Origin of the sequence: Methanobacterium formicicum DSM 3637 (genome assembly GCF_000302455.1) — an archaeon.
Classification (GTDB): Archaea; Methanobacteriota; Methanobacteria; order Methanobacteriales; family Methanobacteriaceae; genus Methanobacterium; species Methanobacterium formicicum_A.
In genome coordinates, this window is sequence record NZ_AMPO01000004.1 from 92226 (window position 1) to 109024 (window position 16799).

Annotated in this window: 18 protein-coding genes and 1 riboswitch; of the genes, 7 read left to right on the plus strand and 11 right to left on the minus strand. The window is 35.7% G+C overall.

What is annotated here, in order from left to right; translation table 11 throughout:
* Positions 1–173 precede the first annotated feature (173 nt).
* The 6 genes from A994_RS05820 (at position 174) to A994_RS13620 (ending at position 5173) form a co-directional block, all read left to right on the plus strand.
* Positions 174–821, plus strand: coding sequence for a TetR/AcrR family transcriptional regulator (locus tag A994_RS05820; protein ID WP_004030425.1), 648 nt, complete (start codon positions 174–176; stop codon positions 819–821).
* A gap of 69 nt (positions 822–890) precedes the next feature.
* Entirely contained in the window at positions 891–1577 is a 687-nt protein-coding gene (locus A994_RS05825; RefSeq protein WP_004030426.1) for a DUF169 domain-containing protein, read from the plus strand.
* A gap of 152 nt (positions 1578–1729) precedes the next feature.
* Entirely contained in the window at positions 1730–2362 is a 633-nt protein-coding gene (locus A994_RS05830) for a hypothetical protein (protein ID WP_157787264.1), read from the plus strand.
* A gap of 40 nt (positions 2363–2402) precedes the next feature.
* Positions 2403–3860: an MDR family MFS transporter gene (locus A994_RS05835; RefSeq protein WP_004030428.1), complete on the plus strand. Its 1458-nt coding sequence runs from the start codon at positions 2403–2405 to the stop codon at positions 3858–3860.
* A gap of 151 nt (positions 3861–4011) precedes the next feature.
* Entirely contained in the window at positions 4012–4914 is a 903-nt protein-coding gene (dapB, locus tag A994_RS05840; protein ID WP_004030429.1) for a 4-hydroxy-tetrahydrodipicolinate reductase, read from the plus strand.
* A gap of 133 nt (positions 4915–5047) precedes the next feature.
* Complete coding sequence (locus A994_RS13620) at positions 5048–5173, plus strand: hypothetical protein (RefSeq protein WP_272942732.1); 126 nt, start codon at positions 5048–5050, stop codon at positions 5171–5173.
* A gap of 81 nt (positions 5174–5254) precedes the next feature.
* Here A994_RS13620 and A994_RS12870 read toward each other — a convergent pair whose 3' ends face one another.
* The 10 genes from A994_RS12870 to A994_RS05890 form a co-directional block, all read right to left on the minus strand.
* A complete protein-coding gene (locus tag A994_RS12870; protein WP_157787265.1) occupies positions 5255–6376 on the minus strand; it encodes an ATP-binding protein in 1122 nt (373 codons plus the stop codon).
* Between the two features lie 165 nt (positions 6377–6541).
* Entirely contained in the window at positions 6542–6892 is a 351-nt protein-coding gene (locus A994_RS05850; protein ID WP_004030431.1) for a VOC family protein, read from the minus strand.
* A gap of 313 nt (positions 6893–7205) precedes the next feature.
* Complete coding sequence (locus A994_RS05855; RefSeq protein ID WP_004030432.1) at positions 7206–7829, minus strand: carboxymuconolactone decarboxylase family protein; 624 nt, start codon at positions 7827–7829, stop codon at positions 7206–7208.
* A gap of 235 nt (positions 7830–8064) precedes the next feature.
* Complete coding sequence (locus A994_RS05860; protein WP_004030433.1) at positions 8065–9264, minus strand: aspartate aminotransferase family protein; 1200 nt, start codon at positions 9262–9264, stop codon at positions 8065–8067.
* A gap of 189 nt (positions 9265–9453) precedes the next feature.
* A complete protein-coding gene (locus tag A994_RS05865) occupies positions 9454–10812 on the minus strand; it encodes an ATP-binding protein (RefSeq protein WP_004030434.1) in 1359 nt (452 codons plus the stop codon).
* A 359-nt stretch (positions 10813–11171) separates the two neighbouring features.
* Complete coding sequence (locus A994_RS05870) at positions 11172–11693, minus strand: inorganic diphosphatase (protein ID WP_004030435.1); 522 nt, start codon at positions 11691–11693, stop codon at positions 11172–11174.
* A gap of 118 nt (positions 11694–11811) precedes the next feature.
* The gene (locus A994_RS05875; RefSeq protein ID WP_004030436.1) at positions 11812–12360 is read right to left on the minus strand and encodes an inorganic diphosphatase; all 549 of its coding nucleotides are present in this window, start codon (positions 12358–12360) and stop codon (positions 11812–11814) included.
* Positions 12361–12413: 53 nt separating this feature from the next.
* A complete protein-coding gene (gene eno, locus A994_RS05880; protein ID WP_004030437.1) occupies positions 12414–13655 on the minus strand; it encodes a phosphopyruvate hydratase in 1242 nt (413 codons plus the stop codon).
* Positions 13656–13706: 51 nt separating this feature from the next.
* On the minus strand, positions 13707–14507 hold the full coding sequence (locus tag A994_RS12875) for a prenyltransferase/squalene oxidase repeat-containing protein (RefSeq protein ID WP_004030438.1): 801 nt from the start codon (positions 14505–14507) through the stop codon (positions 13707–13709).
* A gap of 61 nt (positions 14508–14568) precedes the next feature.
* Positions 14569–15021, minus strand: a complete 453-nt coding sequence (locus A994_RS05890; RefSeq protein WP_004030439.1) for a universal stress protein — start codon at positions 15019–15021, stop codon at positions 14569–14571.
* Between the two features lie 15 nt (positions 15022–15036).
* A riboswitch (Fluoride riboswitch) is annotated at positions 15037–15102 on the minus strand.
* A gap of 407 nt (positions 15103–15509) precedes the next feature.
* On the opposite strand from A994_RS05890, the gene A994_RS13375 reads away from it, so the two are divergent.
* Entirely contained in the window at positions 15510–15677 is a 168-nt protein-coding gene (locus A994_RS13375; RefSeq protein ID WP_004030440.1) for a hypothetical protein, read from the plus strand.
* Between the two features lie 78 nt (positions 15678–15755).
* Here A994_RS13375 and A994_RS05895 read toward each other — a convergent pair whose 3' ends face one another.
* Positions 15756–16529 carry a BPL-N domain-containing protein gene (locus tag A994_RS05895; RefSeq protein ID WP_004030441.1) on the minus strand — a complete coding sequence of 258 codons (774 nt, stop codon included), beginning with the start codon at positions 16527–16529 and terminating at the stop codon, positions 15756–15758.
* Positions 16530–16799 lie beyond the last annotated feature (270 nt).

Genomic DNA, 16799 nt, shown 5'->3' on the forward strand with positions numbered 1-16799 from the left:
GTACTGGAATTTTCTTCAACAGTAATTAAAAATTTATTTTAAATCAAAATATTTAAATAGTACAATACCAATTAGTCATATAACTGACTGGTAAGTCATATAAATAAATGGTTAGTCATAAATTATTAGTCGTAAAATATGGTTATCAGTCACAATGTTCGGAGTGAAGCAATATGTCAATGGCTAAATGGAAAGAAAGAGAAAAACAGCAGCGTAAAAATGACATTATAGATGCTGCTAGGAAATTATTCGCAGAAAAAAACTTTGATGAAGTGTCAATGGATGAAATAGCAAAGAAAGTTGGTCTTGGCAAAGGCACACTTTATCTTTATTTTAAAAATAAAGAATCACTGTACTTTGCAGTAGTCTCACGTGGCACTCGAATTTGGGCAGAAATGGTTAAAAAAGAAGTAGAAAAGGGAAATAATGGTTTGGAAAAGTTAAAATTATATGTTAATGCAAATAAGGAGTTTTCTAATGAATATCCCGATTATTTCCGGCTTTTATATTCACCCTCATTAATTAAAAAACAGTTTGATATGGAGAAAATGACCAGTAGCCAGGAATTCCAGGAAGTAAGGGAATTGTTCAAAGAAATAATGCTCATAGGCATAGATTCCATACAAAAAGGAGTAGATGAAGGTAAAATCCGATCAGATGTGGATCCTACTGAAGCTGCCATTCTCCTATCCGTAATATACAATGGTAAAGTGAACATGGGTGACTGGGCTAAAGAGCTGTTGGAGAACAAGGGAATGGATGAACATAAATTCACCAGTGACATCGGGGATTTCTTTCTCCACATGTTAATGAAAAAATGAAATCAACAGAAATATTTTAAATGGAAAAAATGAGTAAATAAACGTTTTTATGAGAAAGGAGAGATAAATATGAATTTAAACAGATTAGGAGATGATTTAAACCAGCTTTTAAAATTAGAAAACGAACCAGTTGCCATAAAGTGGTCTGTAAATGAGCCCAAAAACATCAAAAAAGAAGAGGGCAAATCAAGGTTCTGCGGTAAACTTGAAAAAGCCATGAACGGAGAAATATTCTATTCAACCATTGAAGAGGAAGAATGCATGGGTGGTGCCAGATATTCTGGACTTAAAAATATGAGTGAATATCCGGCAAACGTGCAAAGTGGTGCTTTTATGGTTCCTAAAGGATTATATAAGAGTATTCCTGCAGTTCAACGTTCAAGAGAAAATGAAACATACATAAACCCTGGAATATTCAGTTCAATTAGTTTTGCTCCTCTGAATAAAGCAGAATTTGAACCAGATGTTATATTTATTCTCTGCAATGCGAAACAGGGAATGGAAATTCTCCATGCCAATGCATATGATTCTGGAGAACATGGCCTGGGTGCTGACGCAGCCCCCATATGTAGTTCAATGGCTGCAACTCCCTATATGGCTGGAAAAGTCACTTATGGATTTGGTGATGTTGCAGCTAGGGAAAATATGGGTATAAATCCTGAAGATATCATGGTTAGTATTCCTGGAAGTGACTTATCACGTATAGTTTCCAATTTAGGTGAAATGCGAACTAAAATGTTCTTTAAGGAAGAATGATTCCTTTAATTTTTTTTGGGAAAATCTGCAACAAAAATTATTGAGGGAATATCATGATAGAAAACTTAAATTTAAAAAAAACACCTAAACAGGTTTTACTCGAGGCTAGAGTTGGTTTATGGTCTGCAACAGGCCTTACTATCGCATCAAGCATGTTTCTGATTGCACTGGTAGTTACATTTGTAATATTTCCACTGAATTTTAACTGGCAGGGCATAGAAGTTTATGCCCAATCTTTCACACAGCATTACTGGCAAATACTAATGTTTGTTATTCCCTGTTTCCTCATTTCACCATTATACCTTATTTTAACTGTAGCCATTCATAGATTCGCTCCTGAAGAAAAACATATATTGAGTTTGCTGGGTATTGTCTTTGCAGTGGCATATGTGGCACAGATCACTGCTAACTACTATTTACAGATGAGTGCCATATCCCAGAGTATTTCAACAGGATTACTTGATGGAACTACCCTCTTTGCCTTCGGTAATCTAAATTCTATCTTCTGGTCCATGGAAATACTTGGATACACCTGGCTAAGCATATCAATGATTTTCACGGGACGTCTCTTTAGTGATGGTAAAATGGAAACTACAATTAAATGGATATTTATTGTAAACGGCATACTTGGAGTTGTTGCAATCATACAAGCAGTTACACACCTGGACTTTGGATTTCCCTTCTCGCTGGTGTTTTTTGCATTTACATTTCCTGTGGCAACTGCAATGATGGCGTTACTTTTCCACAGGGTCCCAAAAAAAGACAATAAGTTAACCCCCCAATGAATTGCTACAAGAGGATTATAAAATAGGCCAAGTGATAAATATGAGTGATATAAATCATTATAATCTTGCTAAAGATAAAATAAATATGGTAATCGCAGGATTAATGGTCGGACTCCTTGTAGCTGCCTTTGATTATTCAATCATGGGCACAGCTATGCCGCAGGTTATTAACAGTCTACAGGGGATGGAATACTATGTCTGGCCGTTCACAGTTTACATGTTAACTTCAACCATTTCTATAATCTTTTTTGGTAAATTATCAGATATTTATGGTAGGAAGCATGTTTTAATTGCAGGAATTGGTATATTTGTTATAACATCAGTCATGTGTGGTTTTGCCACCAATATGTTTCAACTGATCCTGTTTAGAGGACTTCAGGGAATTGGGGGTGGAATTTTACTATCTCTACCCTTTATAGTGGTTGGAGAAATTTTCCCTCCCCGGGACCGGGCTAAATATATGGGGATAGTGGGATCTGTATTTGGACTTGCAGATGTTTTGGGACCAATTCTTGGCGGTGTAATTACAGATAATTTCGGTTGGAGATGGATATTTTTTATAAATGTTCCAATAGGGATAGCTGCTATAACCCTAATTCTTTATTCCCTTCCCAACTTCAAACTGCCAGACGTTAAAAAAATCATTGATGTAAACGGTATGATTACCCTTACATTAACTTTAAGTTCACTGTTCCTGGCATTAACACTTGCAGGAGATTTAAATACATACTCCTTAACTGAGATAATCGGAATTCTTATATTTTCAGGAGTGATGTTTATATTATTCTGCCGGGCTGAGAAAAAAGCTGCAGAACCAATTTTACCATTGAACTTATTTAAAAATTCAATATTCAGCATATCTGCACTAGAAAGCTTCTTAGCAAGTGCATTGATGTTTTCTGGAATAATATACGTTCCATTATTTGCTCAGGGAGTTTTGGGAATTAGTGCCACAAATGCGGGGTTGCTTATGATCCCTATGCTTTTAAGCCTTACTCTGGCCTCAATAGTAACCGGGCAGATCATATCAATAACCGGGAGATATAAAATGCTGGTCATTGCAGAATTTCTCATCACTGGAATAGGAGTGGTACTCTTATCTTCAATGAATGCAGATACACCCTATTATTTGTTAGTGGCCTATTCAACTGTCCTGGGTATTGGTTCTGGAATGGCTTATAACATATTTAATGTAGCAGTGCAGAATGCATTTACACTACGAGAAATAGGCATTGTAACCGCTTCTATGCGGTTTTTCAGAAATGTAGGTACTATTGTATTCGTTCCAGTATTTGGATATATAATGAATTACACTCTCGTAAGTTCAGCTGCAGTTAATTTTAGCAAAATTCAAGCCCTGGTACTTTCTATCCAGAATATTTTCCTCTTAGCTATATTACTTGCATTTGCAGGATTGATTTTTGCTTTCTTCCTCAAAGAAATACCTTTAGCTGGAGATACACCTTCCATCTCAATGAAGTTTCTGGAGGGCAACTAGAGAAAACAAAATAACTTCTTTTATTTAATTTTCTTAATATTAACCTCATAATAGACTATATTAACTCAGAATAACATGTGAAGACATAAACAGCAAAAATGAATATTAAATCGTTATATTAGATTGGAGCTCATAGGGAGAGATTGACAAGATGATTAAAATAGCTGTAACCGGCGCAGGCGGAAGAATAAGTTCTAAGATAATTAGAAACATACTAAAACAGGAAGACATGGAAGTTGTGGCAGCCATTGGTGCACCTAATACCCCACTTGAGGGAAAGGATGTGGGTGATGTAATAGGTTCAGGAAAGATCAATGTCCCCATAACTGGTGCAGAAAGACTTGCCCCTGTTTTGAATGAACGTAAAGCGGATGTTCTGGTTGATTTTACCATAGCAAATTCTGCGGTAAGAACAATTCAAACTGCAGCAGAGTGTGGTGTTAACGTGGTTGTAGGCACAACTGGATTATCCAATGAACAGATGGCATTGATAACTGAATCCATTGAAGAGAATAATATAAAGGCAGTTATTTCTCCAAACATGGCAGTGGGGGTGAATGTGTTCTTTAAGATCATCAAAGACCTTGCAAAAACTCTGTCAGATTGCGATATAGAAATAATAGAAGCCCATCACAAACATAAGGTGGATGCACCTTCTGGTACAGCCTGTAAGGCCTACGAGATTATAGCTCGTGAACTGGAACGAGTTGATGAACTGGAAAGAGCTGATGAACTGGAAAGAGAGGAGGAACTGGAAAGAGAAGATGATAAACTGGAAAAAGTGAATGATGTATCCTGTGTCTGTGGCAGACGGGGGATGGTAGGTGCACGTAGTCCTGGAGAAATAGGAGTACATGCAATTCGTGGGGGAGATATTGTTGGGGATCATACCGTTCTTTTTGCTGGTGAGGGTGAACGATTGGAAATTACCCACAGAGCAGGAACTAGACAGGCATTTGTAACTGGAGCAATTAAAGCAGTGCGTTATGTTGTTACCAAAGCTCCTGAGGGAAAAATCAGCGATATGGCTGATGTTCTGGGTTTAAAAGTATAAAATAAGGGTAAAAATAAAAATAGGTTAGTTATGTTGAATTAGTGCTACTCTGACCCCATTTGGATCTTCTATGAATGCCAGAGTCCCCATGGTTATTAATAGGGGGAAATAGTTTGGATGATTTAGGAGGATATTGGGAGCTATAGAAAGTTATGAAAAAGCAGTGGGAACAAATCAGAAGAACGAGATCGCATGGTATAACAAAGGATTATCCTTAATTAAGTTATATGAGTACAAAAAAGCCATTAAATGTCGATAAAGTATTAGAAATAAATCCAAATAACAAAACTGCCCAAAATAATAAAATGTTATTATATCAAAATTTGGAATTGAATAAATATTAAATTATCCAGTTTTCTTCATGAAACCTTTTTATTTTTTCTAAAGTTTCTAAATTAATCATTCGGCGGTACTCATTAGGATCGTTTAAATTTAAAAGTTCATCACTTTCCATTTCTTCAATAATATTAAAATTATTCTCCAGAAAATTTGCAAATTCATTTAGATTTTCATTATCTTTAAAAACAATTACCGGAAATCCTAATGTCCTAGTTTCAAAAACAAAGGAATTATTAGATATAATTCTTGCAAATAAACCACTTATTTTTTCTAAATTATAATAATAAAATCCATGAGTCTCAGTGTTTCTATTTACTGTCCTAAAAGATGGTTCTGGAAATAGAACTCTGCAATCATCACAATAAACATAATTCCACTCAAAAATTAGTGTAGAATTGTGCTTAAATGTAGATTTTCCATAATATAATGAATTACTCAAATAAAAAGCACAATATGGTTCCATGTCCCCTTTCTGAGATTTTGAGAGTTCAATTGTAAATTCAGGATGTATTTTATGATATGCTAATTTTTTGCCATCAAAATCACATTCCCAATTCTTATAATCTCCTAATAATTCTTTAAATCTATCTTCAATTTTTAAATTTAATCCAAATTGTTCTTTCCACATCTCTTTTATATGATTATAATCTGCCGATTTATCAATACTAGTATTTTTATCGCCTATTCTAGTGTATATATAATTTGCTCTAACAATTTTCTCTTTTTTGCTTTTATTATAATCTTTAGTTAAAAAATATGGTTTAAATCTCTTATTTTTAATTATAATAACATCTATTTCTTTTTCATCAATTTTTAATTTTTGAATTTCTATTTCAGGACGGTTTTCCGCTGCAAAATGAACATTACTTAAAAAATCTATTAATTTCACTTGATTTTTCCTATTTTTTTGTTCTGAGGTTAATCCTTTTATTTCACAGCCCTTAGCAGGATCAGTAACTCCTAAAATTAAATATTTATCCCCTTCATGGTTACAATTAGCTAAACATATAAGATCATGCAATAATGATGAATTATCTTCGTGAGGTTCTTCTTTAAAATCCCAATATGTACCTTCACGTTTACTATCAATTAAATCTAGTATTATATCTTTTAAGTTATCCAAAAAAACACCCATTATATTTAATATCCTCAATTATAGATAAATTTACTGATTTAAAGATTTTACCCGAAAAGAAGCGTTAAATTGCATGAGTAGGTGATTATAAATAAAAAGAGCTTATTTTTGCGACGAGAACAGCAGGATAAGTAGTATTTAAAAAAAATAGGATTAATTATGTTGAATTAGTGCTATTCTGGCCCCATTAGGGTCTTCTATGAATGCCAGTAATCCCACTGTTATGGGAACCGGTTCCATTATGATTTTAGCACCCTTTGCTTTAAGATCTTTAATGGTACCATGAACATCCTCAACATCCATCCCTACTGAAAACAAGCCCGGTTTATCTTCCGGGTTTTGGATGAGTTCTATCATAGCCTCTCCCTCACCCTTCATCAGGGTGATTTCTCCAGCGGGCCCCAGATGGTACTGGGTATCTATTTCAAAGCCCAGAAGATCTGTGTAAAACTTAATAGATTCAGCCATATCCTTAACAATGATGGTAGTGTATTTAACTTTCATCTTCAAATCACCACATTAATATAAGTTATCACGGTTACTAATTTTTTTATTTAAATTTATTTTAAAATTTCAGTTTCCTAATAGGTAAACCCCATATATTTTCCTAATAAGTAATCCCATATTAATGTAAATCCCGGTTTTTGTTTTACTGTGATTTGTCCACAATAGTTCATGAACTATATAGCCCAACCATGCAAAATACCAATATTTTTCAATATTTTCTTTAAAATATAATAAATCCGTTCCAGATTAAGATCCTTAGAATGAGAAAACATCTTTAAAATTCAGTTCCCTCTTAAAACTTAATATTTTTTTAAAAGTTAATGATTGGTTTTCTAAACAAATTAGAGATTAAAGCATGGATGAATGCAATTGGGGTTAAAATGGTTCCTAACATCATGCTCAGCTCGTAGGATATGCTACTTCTGGGATCAGGCCGACCCCTTAATCTGTTGAAAAAGGAACTCCAGGGAATACCATAGGTATTTCCAATCATGATCATGCGGGTAGCACCCAGAATGCCTCTTGCTGTGGATATCCCATAAATTTCCACAATACGTTGCCATGATTCCAGGGTAGGGTTTCCCCGAGTATCGGCATAGTGTTGTGCAAACATGACTGCTGGAATTTCACCAGCAGGAACATCGTCCATGATTCCAGAAAGCATCTTCTGGATTTCTTCAGTGCTCATTCCACTTTCCAGGGCCCTTTTTGTATGGGCGTAGGAACATATTGCACAGCCATTAACTTCGGTCACCGCAAGCATGATCCTTTCAATAAATTTTTGGCTCATATTTTTGCTCTTTTTAGCCCTGAGCATATACCCCATAGTTCGGATTCCATTGTAAAAAATCCAATAAGACTCAGGAACCGAGTAAAGTTTTTTACCAAATTCAGGTTCAAGTTTTTTGATGTTGTCTTTTTCTACAAGTGTCATGACTTATTTCCTTCAAATTAGCAGAGGGGTTATATGATGATTGATAATTTCCACAATTAAATAAATTCTATGCAATGGAGTAATATAAAAATTATTTATCCAGAAGTCAGTTAATTTTTAAGATAAAATATTTTATTTACTTCGTTAAACTATCCTATAACGAAGTAACATTCAAACTTATCTTTGAAATAAAAAAATTTAAGTGTATTGGTTTTCATGGTCCTGTAAACTGGATTTACTGTTCATTATATTCATTTAAGACCTTTTTAAATATACTTACTCCTTCTTCCATCTGTGTCAGGGATATATTTAATGCTGGGAACATTCGAACCACATTACCCTGGGTAACATTTAAAATAAGGCCCTTGGTCAAACAGTTGGAATTAATAAATGCTGCAACCTTATCACCAGCTACTTCAACTGCAATTAATAGTCCTTTCCCCCGGACATCCTTAATTATGTTAGGGAATTCACTCTTTAAATTGTTCAGTTCTTGGATTGCATAATTACCAACGTCTTCCACATTTTCCCAGATTTTATTATCTAACATATATTTGATAACTGCATAAGAAACTGCACAACCTAAGGGGTTGCCACAGTAAGTGCCACCGTGATCTCCCTTTTCAAGTTTGCTATGGATCTCTTCAGTAAATGCAAATGCTCCGAAGGGGAATCCTCCTGCAATTCCCTTGGCCATGGTTAAAATATCAATTTTAACATCTTGAGACATGAACATAGGCCCAGTTCTGCAAAAACCGGTTTGAATTTCATCTACTATCAAAAGAACATTATTTTCTGTGCATAAAACAGATAATTGACTTAGGTAGTCTGGATCAGGAACATTGACACCACCTTCACCCTGTATTGGTTCTACGATTACCGCCGCAACATCGTTACCAATAACCTCCTCTACTGCAGGAATATCATTGTAGGGAACAAATATATGATGGGGAATTAGTGGATTAAACCTATCCCTGTGGGAATTTTGACCGGTTGCAGATACCGTGCTAACTGTCCTTCCGTGAAAACTTTTTTCAGTGGATATGATATTCAATTTTCCAGTTACTTTTCTTGCCAGTTTAATAGCAGCATCATTTGCCTCGGCACCACTATTTGAAAAAAATATGCGGGTTAAATTTTCAGGTAGTATCTCCTGCATCAATAACAGAAGTTTAGACCTTGCTGGTGAATAGGTAGCTCCAGAGTTTGGATTCTGTATGATTTTTTTACTTTGCTGACAAATGGCTTCGGTGATTACTGGATTTGCATGCCCAATACTGGTTACTCCCCATCCGGCAGTAAGATCCAGATATTTTTTACCATCCTCATCAGTAGCATAGACACCTTCACCTTTTTCTATGGATAATGTTGTTTTATTAGCAAAAGAAGCATAGTACTCATCTTCAATTTCATAAGTGTTTAAAGTTTTTTCCATATCTAAATCCCCAAATTAAATTTTTTATAAACTTATTCTCAATATTTTTTATAACATATTCTCGCTATGAATCATTATACTAAGGTTGAATCCCATTTATTCAAAATAACATTTGTTAGGTCATATTTTAAATAAAAAATACAATTAACTATTTGAGAACCATTTAGCTCCACCTTATTGGTGGAAATACTAGGATGAATCACTAGCTGCCAACAAGGAATCAACAAACTGCTGGGCTGTGCGTCCGGACATTCCACCGTGACGCATTTCCCATTTACCTGCTTCAGAGATCAGTTCTTCATCGGTAAGTGTGATTTCAGGGTGTCTTCGGGCTAAAGTGGTGACTATGTTGAAATATTCACTCCTTTGAGGTGTGTAGTAACCAATTGTCACCCCGAACCTGGCTGCCAGGGATAGTTTTTCATTGACAGTCTCCGAGCGATGCAGTTCATCCTCTGCCATATCCGAACGATCGCTCCAGGTTTCCCGGATCAAATGGCGACGGTTGGATGTTGCATAGATTAGCACGTTTTCAGGTTTGGCCTCCAGACCCCCCTCCATAACCACCTTCAAATATTTATACTCAATTTCAAACTCTTCAAAGGACAGATCATCCATATAAATTATAAAACGATAATTCCTGTTTTTTATCGCGTCAATTACCTTTGGAAGTTCCTTAAATTCATGTTTATAGATCTCGATCATGCGCAGACCCTTACTATAATACTGATTGAGAATTGCCTTTATACTGGCAGACTTACCTGTACCTGCATCTCCGTAGAGAAGAACATTGTTTGCTTTGCGCCCTTCAACAAATGCTTCGGTATTTTGGACCAGTTCCCTTTTTTGAGATTCATAACCAACCAGATCCTCCAGCTGCATGTCACTGGTGTTGGTAATGGGGTAAAGGATTCTGGACTTATCATCACTCGCGATTCTAGACATGTCCCCAGTGGAGATTCCGGACTCCTCTTGAGGTGAAATACGGAAGGCTTTATTTAATCCAAATTCTCCAACTCCATATACTCTGTAAAAATCTGTAACCACTTTATATACTTCATCGTCATCTTTAGCTTGCTCTATGGCCTGGCTGAGTTTTTGAACTTTTTCACTCACACTCTTGTTGAAGATCTGTTCGCTTTTGACAACAGCATCATAATCAGTGATAATCCCAAAGCAGTCAATGTCCAGTTCTTTTTCTATTTTAGAGAAGTCATAATCAAACAGCTGCTTGAAGATACCAAAATCGTTACAGGCGAATTTATTTACCGTGCCTTGGTTGACTCCCACTTTTTCTGAGACAAGGGTAAATGGGTTTTCAGTCATTGCCAGAACAAAGGCCAGATAGTTGTGCCATAAATTTTTATCAAAGCCGTAAAGTGTTGAAATATCAAGCAGACGATTAATTTCGATATAAATATCTGAAATCAGGTCTTCTTGCACATAGTCACCTGATTCAAATTGTTGGCAGATATTGGATAATCTTAACAGGATACTATCCGGGTTGATATTTTTGTAAATCACCAATTTAGATGTTAAATGATGCATAATGGTTCTCCTAATTTGTATAAACTCTTAAATTAACCGGTTGAACTGTTATTTCTCCCACAATCAAAATCTCCTGCAGTCGAGATGGAAATGATAATTGAAAATCCGATTATAAACTAAACTCCAGCATCTTATACTGGACATACTTTTATTAGTTTATTTATTTTATTGGGTAAATATTTTCAAGTTAAAATAATGAAATTGCTAAAAAAAGATCTTCTAAAACTAAAAATATCTTTTAAAAAAAAGTGGAACATGTGTTATAAAGAGCATATGGAATGGGGTATGCATCCATAGAGTATACGCCCATAGGATACACCCATAGAACACACTCCCCCATGAAACACACTCTTTTACACTCACATCTTCTGGTACAACTCCATAGAATGTTCTAAAGCTTCAAATGCTTTTTCAGCATTTTCCCATCCTAAAACTTCGGTTGTTTTCTTTTCTAATCGTTTGTATTCTGTGAAAAAGTGTGAAATTTCATCTAAAAATGGTTTGGGCATATCAGAAATGTCCTGAACATCTTTAAATTTGGGATCGTTCACTGGTACTCCCAATATTTTATCATCACTTTCTCCACCATCGATCATTTTCATTACACCAATTATCCGGGTTTCTATAACGCATCCGGGGAATGTGGGTTGTTCCATAACCACCAATATATCCATGGGATCTCCATCATCCCAGAGAGTTTTGGGGATAATTCCGTATTCTGCAGGGTAGTGTATTGGTGAATATAACACCCGGTCCAGTGCAAATGCCTCTTTATCCTTGTCGTATTCGTATTTATTCCGTGATCCTTTTGGGATCTCAATTACCGCATAAACTACTTGTGGGACTGATGGTCCGGTGGGTATGTCTTTCCATAAATTCATAATTCATTCCTCCTTGGAGTTTAGTAAAACCTTAAAATGTACTGAAACTTTAAATATACTAAAACCTTGAAATTTACCTTTAATTTCACTGAAACCTTTATAATTACCCATAACACCCTTAATCCAGTAAGAAAAGGGATTTAATACTTAACATATCATTGTAACAATCCATAGAACGTTCTATTATTCTAACTGCTTCTTTTCTATTTTCCCATCCTACTATTTCCGTGTTGATATTTTGGTTCTTCGCATATTCCCTGAAAAAGTGAGTGATTTCTTCAAGGAGAGATTTGGGGAGATCTTTAATATCCTGAATGTCTTCAGAAGATGGATCATTTACCGGGACCCCTATAATTTTCTCATCCTTCCCCTCATCATCTCTCATTTTTATGATACCTATGGGCTTCGTTTTTATCAAACAACCCGAGAATGTGGGTTGATGAGTTAAAACCAACATATTGAGAGGATTCCCGTTATCTCCAAGTGCCTGGGGTATTATACCATAATCAGCAGGATAACACAATGGGGAAACTTGTCCCAGGCAAAATGTTTCTTTTGAGGTTTCATACACATATTTATTCCATGAACCTTTTGGAGTTTCAATAACTGCGTATACCACCTTTGGAGCGTGTGGTGGTTGATTTTTTATGTCCTTCCACAGGTTCAAAATTTGTTCCTCCCCCAAGAATCACTCTTTTCCAGATAATTCACTAATATAATTCATTTTAATTTGGCCATGACTGAACTGGGCATTTCTTCCTGGATTCTGATGAGTTCGTTGAGTTTTGCAATTCTCTCACCACCAATAGCTCCGGTTTTGATGAGTGGTGCTCCGAATGCAACGGCTAAATGGGCTATGGTTTCATCGGTGGTTTCACCAGAGCGGTGTGATACTACTGGGATGTAATTGTTATCCTTGGCAAGTTTCACTGTTTGGTAGGTGCCGCTTAATGTGCCTATCTGGTTAGGTTTGATGATAATTGCGTTGGCAGCCTTTTTTTCTATTCCCCTGGAAAGAATCTCTGCATTGGTAACGAAAATATCATCACCACAGATAATACACCCATCACCAACCCTCTTTGTTAGTTGGGAAAATCCATCGAAATCCCCTTCTCGTAATGGATCTTCAACAAAGAACATTTTGTAGGTGTCAATTATTTCTTCCACGAAATCTATCTGTTCACCAGTATCTCTGTTGACTCCTTCCCGTCCGTAAATATATTTTGAACCATCCCATAATTCACTGGGTGCTAAATCAAGTGATGGTCTTACTTTGATACCGGTTTCATCGGAAATTTCTTCACAGGCTCGTGATTGAATCTCCAATGCCTCGTAGTTTGAAAGGTTAGGTGCCCATCCACCTTCATCACCCTTTCCACCGGTAAATTGACCATCTTTTACCTTTATTAGTTCTCCAATTTTTTTGTGAACACTGGAATTGGCAAAAACTGCTTCAGTGATGTTTTTAGCACCCACTGGAACAACCAGGAATTCCTGTATATCCGGTGCGTTCTTCCCAGCGTGTGCTCCTCCGTTTATCATGTTTCCAAGGGGATAAGGAATTTCATTCTTGAGATTGCCCCCTAAAAACTGATATAATGGCATATTGAAGGATGAAGCTGCTGCTTTTGCTGCTGCTAGAGAAATTGCTACAGTTACATTACCCCCTAAAGATGACAGGTTATCAGTACCGTCAATTTCCTTCAGAATATCATCAATAAGGACTGTTTCATCTGCACTTACCCCAACAAGGTCCCCTTTAACCCGTTCATTGAACGTGCCTATTACACTATCAATACCTTCTTCCGGAAACGCCACTACTTCCATGGCCCCCGTACTCGCCCCACTGGGAGCCGCAGCTCTACCAAAACCATTTCCAGTTGTTATATCTATTTCTACTGTTGCGTTTCCCCTGCTATCTAAAATTTTCCTGATTCCGATATTTTCAATAACACTGCTCATAAAACACACTCCCCATGCTTATTTCACCTGAATAATTTAATCATGTGAATATCATACCTTCGAACACATTTTTAAGACATGTAAAGATTTAAATGTATATTCTAACTCTGAAATTCCCATATATTTGGATCTACGAAATCCTCCATTATGATTTTGAAGATTTAAGATAAATTTAACTGTTATATCTGGATCAATGGGTTCTTTATTCAATATTTCGCAGATTTTCATTCCAGCATGTGTTGGTTCCAGATAAGGTGGGTATATGCCCGGTATAAATGTGAAACCACCCTCGCCAGTCAGGCATTCCTGGATAAATCCCATAATCTGCTTATCATTTTTAATTAGTGATGGGTCTATGAAGTTTAATGATTCAAGGGCATAATAAGTGGATAGAATATCCGATCGGCCTAATCCAAATCCACCATCCTCATTTTGATGAGATATTATCCATTCTATGACATTTTCAAAATTATCTAACTTTAAGATATGGAATATGACTGTGTGATAATATGCCACCTCTAAATTAGCAAAATCGCTTTTAGAACTTAGTTGTTTAAGGTAAGAATTTGGAACCGTGATTTCTTCATTGAAAATATTTAAAATGTTAACCCGGTAAAATACTCCCTGAATACCGTACATTTTGTCTTTCTGCAATTTTTGGATCCAGTTTATGGTATCTTCTCTATTATTAGGTTCATCATTGAACATGTGAAGGATTTTCAATCCATAATAAGTATTTTTAGTGTCAGGAATACCACTGTAAAGTGTAAATCCACCTTCTACATGTTCCCTAGCATGCACAAACTTTAAAGCTTGGTTTAAAATTCTAATGCACCACCCAAAATAGTTCATTATAGATCCAGTTCTCTAAATTTTAGAGTTGTAATGGTTTTTAAAATCCATTCGGCCCTTTTTAATGAACAACCAGAACTGGACAAGATACTGCCTTAACCACGTTTTCAGCCAGGCTCCCCAGTACAAATCTATTAATTCCCTGTTTTCCAGAAGTACCAATCGTGATTAAGCCTATACTTTCTTCTTCAACAGTTTTAACTATTACATCTGTAGGAGAACCTTCTTTAATAAGAGTGGTCAGTTTAATTTTTTTCTGATTATCTCCTTCAGTTTCCAACAGGTCAGATATCTTTATAAGTGCTTTATTTCCCTCTTCTTTAAGCAGTTTTAAAGTTTGCACTCTTATGTGCTCTTCTGGTAAAGCAACTAATGAAGAAGTATCAATCACGTTTAAAGCAATAATCTCTGCACCACTTGCACTGGCAAGCCATAGTGCATGTTTTACAGCTTTATTTGCATATTCAGAACCATTTGTAGGAATTAAAATCTTTTCAATGATTTGATCAGACAATACAGCCTCCTCCTTAATTTAACAGGAGTCATCAGCTTAAAAAATAAGCGGTTGAAGGTGAACTCCATCACCATAGTAAACTATGCTATTATTTTCTATATATACATTTTCTTATGAATTAGACCAATTATAATAAAAAAATCAATTAGGGGAGATATAATTGACATAGCCAAGGATATGATTATAGCTGTTTCCAGACTGAAAAATGATTGTCCAACTATTAGTCCAAAAATTATCCATGGTACAAGGCTAGAATGAACTTGATGACGTTCCTAACATTACCTTTTGTATTTAATAAATAAATTAAATGGTATTCCTGTTTATAAAGGGTATTGTCTTTTTAGATTTTATCTTACTTTGTTTATTTTTGTAGAGTATTGCATAAAATGTCCTTAACAATTAAAATACAGTAATCTATGCCATAAAAGACTTATATTTAAAAAAAGAAATTATAGTATAGATTATTCATCTAAAGGGGAGGTGAAAAAATGGTTGAAAAACAACAAGCAACTGGGGGATCAATGGTTGGATTTGCAATTATAATCTTAATTCTTTTCCTGATATTCCCGGTGTTCACTTGGTACCTAATCTGGTTTGCAATTATTGTAATGCTACTTGGCGGTATTATTACCATGATGACCGGAGGCGCAGAATAATATTTACTAATAACCTTTGAAAACTAAATCCTTATTTTTTTTGTAATTTGGATCCTAAAAAGGATGATCTTAACGTATTTAAATCCTTTTGGAAGCCCACAGCACCATCCTGGCAACCAGTTCGGGTTTAGCTGGATCCAGTTCAGGATGGGGACCAGAGAGAATGATCCTACCGGAACCACGCTTATCATCCAAAATTGCAGCATAACTTGATAAAACCGTATTATTTTCCGCATAAATAGCTATAGGAGTGTAATTACCATTTTTGTATAGTCCGGGGGTGTTGGAAACCGTGAAAGAGAGTAAAGTAAATGTGTCGGTCGTGCTGGAGATGAATGCACAGGGATCAATTTTTCCAGCAGAATATTTGAGGGTGTTAACACCATAACTGGTAATGGTGATGGGCACGAAACCATCTGCATAGGTGTAATTGCAGCCTACATTGGGTGAAATTCCCCAACCAGAACCATATTCTCCATTGTAGTTGGAAGCAGCATAGGCACCAGCACATATTCCCATGTAACCATTTCCAGATTCTACAAATTTTTTTATATCCTCTGAATTTACCGATGGATCATTAAAGAGAAGTTGGATATCGCCCCCAGATATGACTAAAACATCCTGACCTGATAAAACTTCCGAATTGATAACATCAGTGGTGGTGTAATTAAATTTAAGATTAGGATCGTTCTTTTGTGCTTGCTCCAGACAGTATTCTAACCCATCCACACTATCGGTAGATGTGGCTTCTCCATCATAAATCAAGACATTCACTGGTTCGAAATTGGCGTTGCAAGTAGTTTTATTAACTTCCCGCAGGTCAAATCCGTAAATAGTCACACTGAGAGTCAAAAGTAGTATAATTCCAATGAGTAGGGTGTATTTAAATTTTTTAATGGTTAAACCCCCAGTTTCCTTAGATCGGTTAATCTACAAATTGCTACTTGAATTAATAACTTAAAATACAAATCTTCAGAAACCCCTATTTCAGTTATATTTATATAATAACTCCTTTAAAAAACTTTATTTTTTCTTTTAAGAGTAATAGGTTTTCTTTTAAGAGTGATGAGAATCTGTAAGAATGAGCCCAACCTGTAAAAAAATATTCCTGAAGTTAATCTC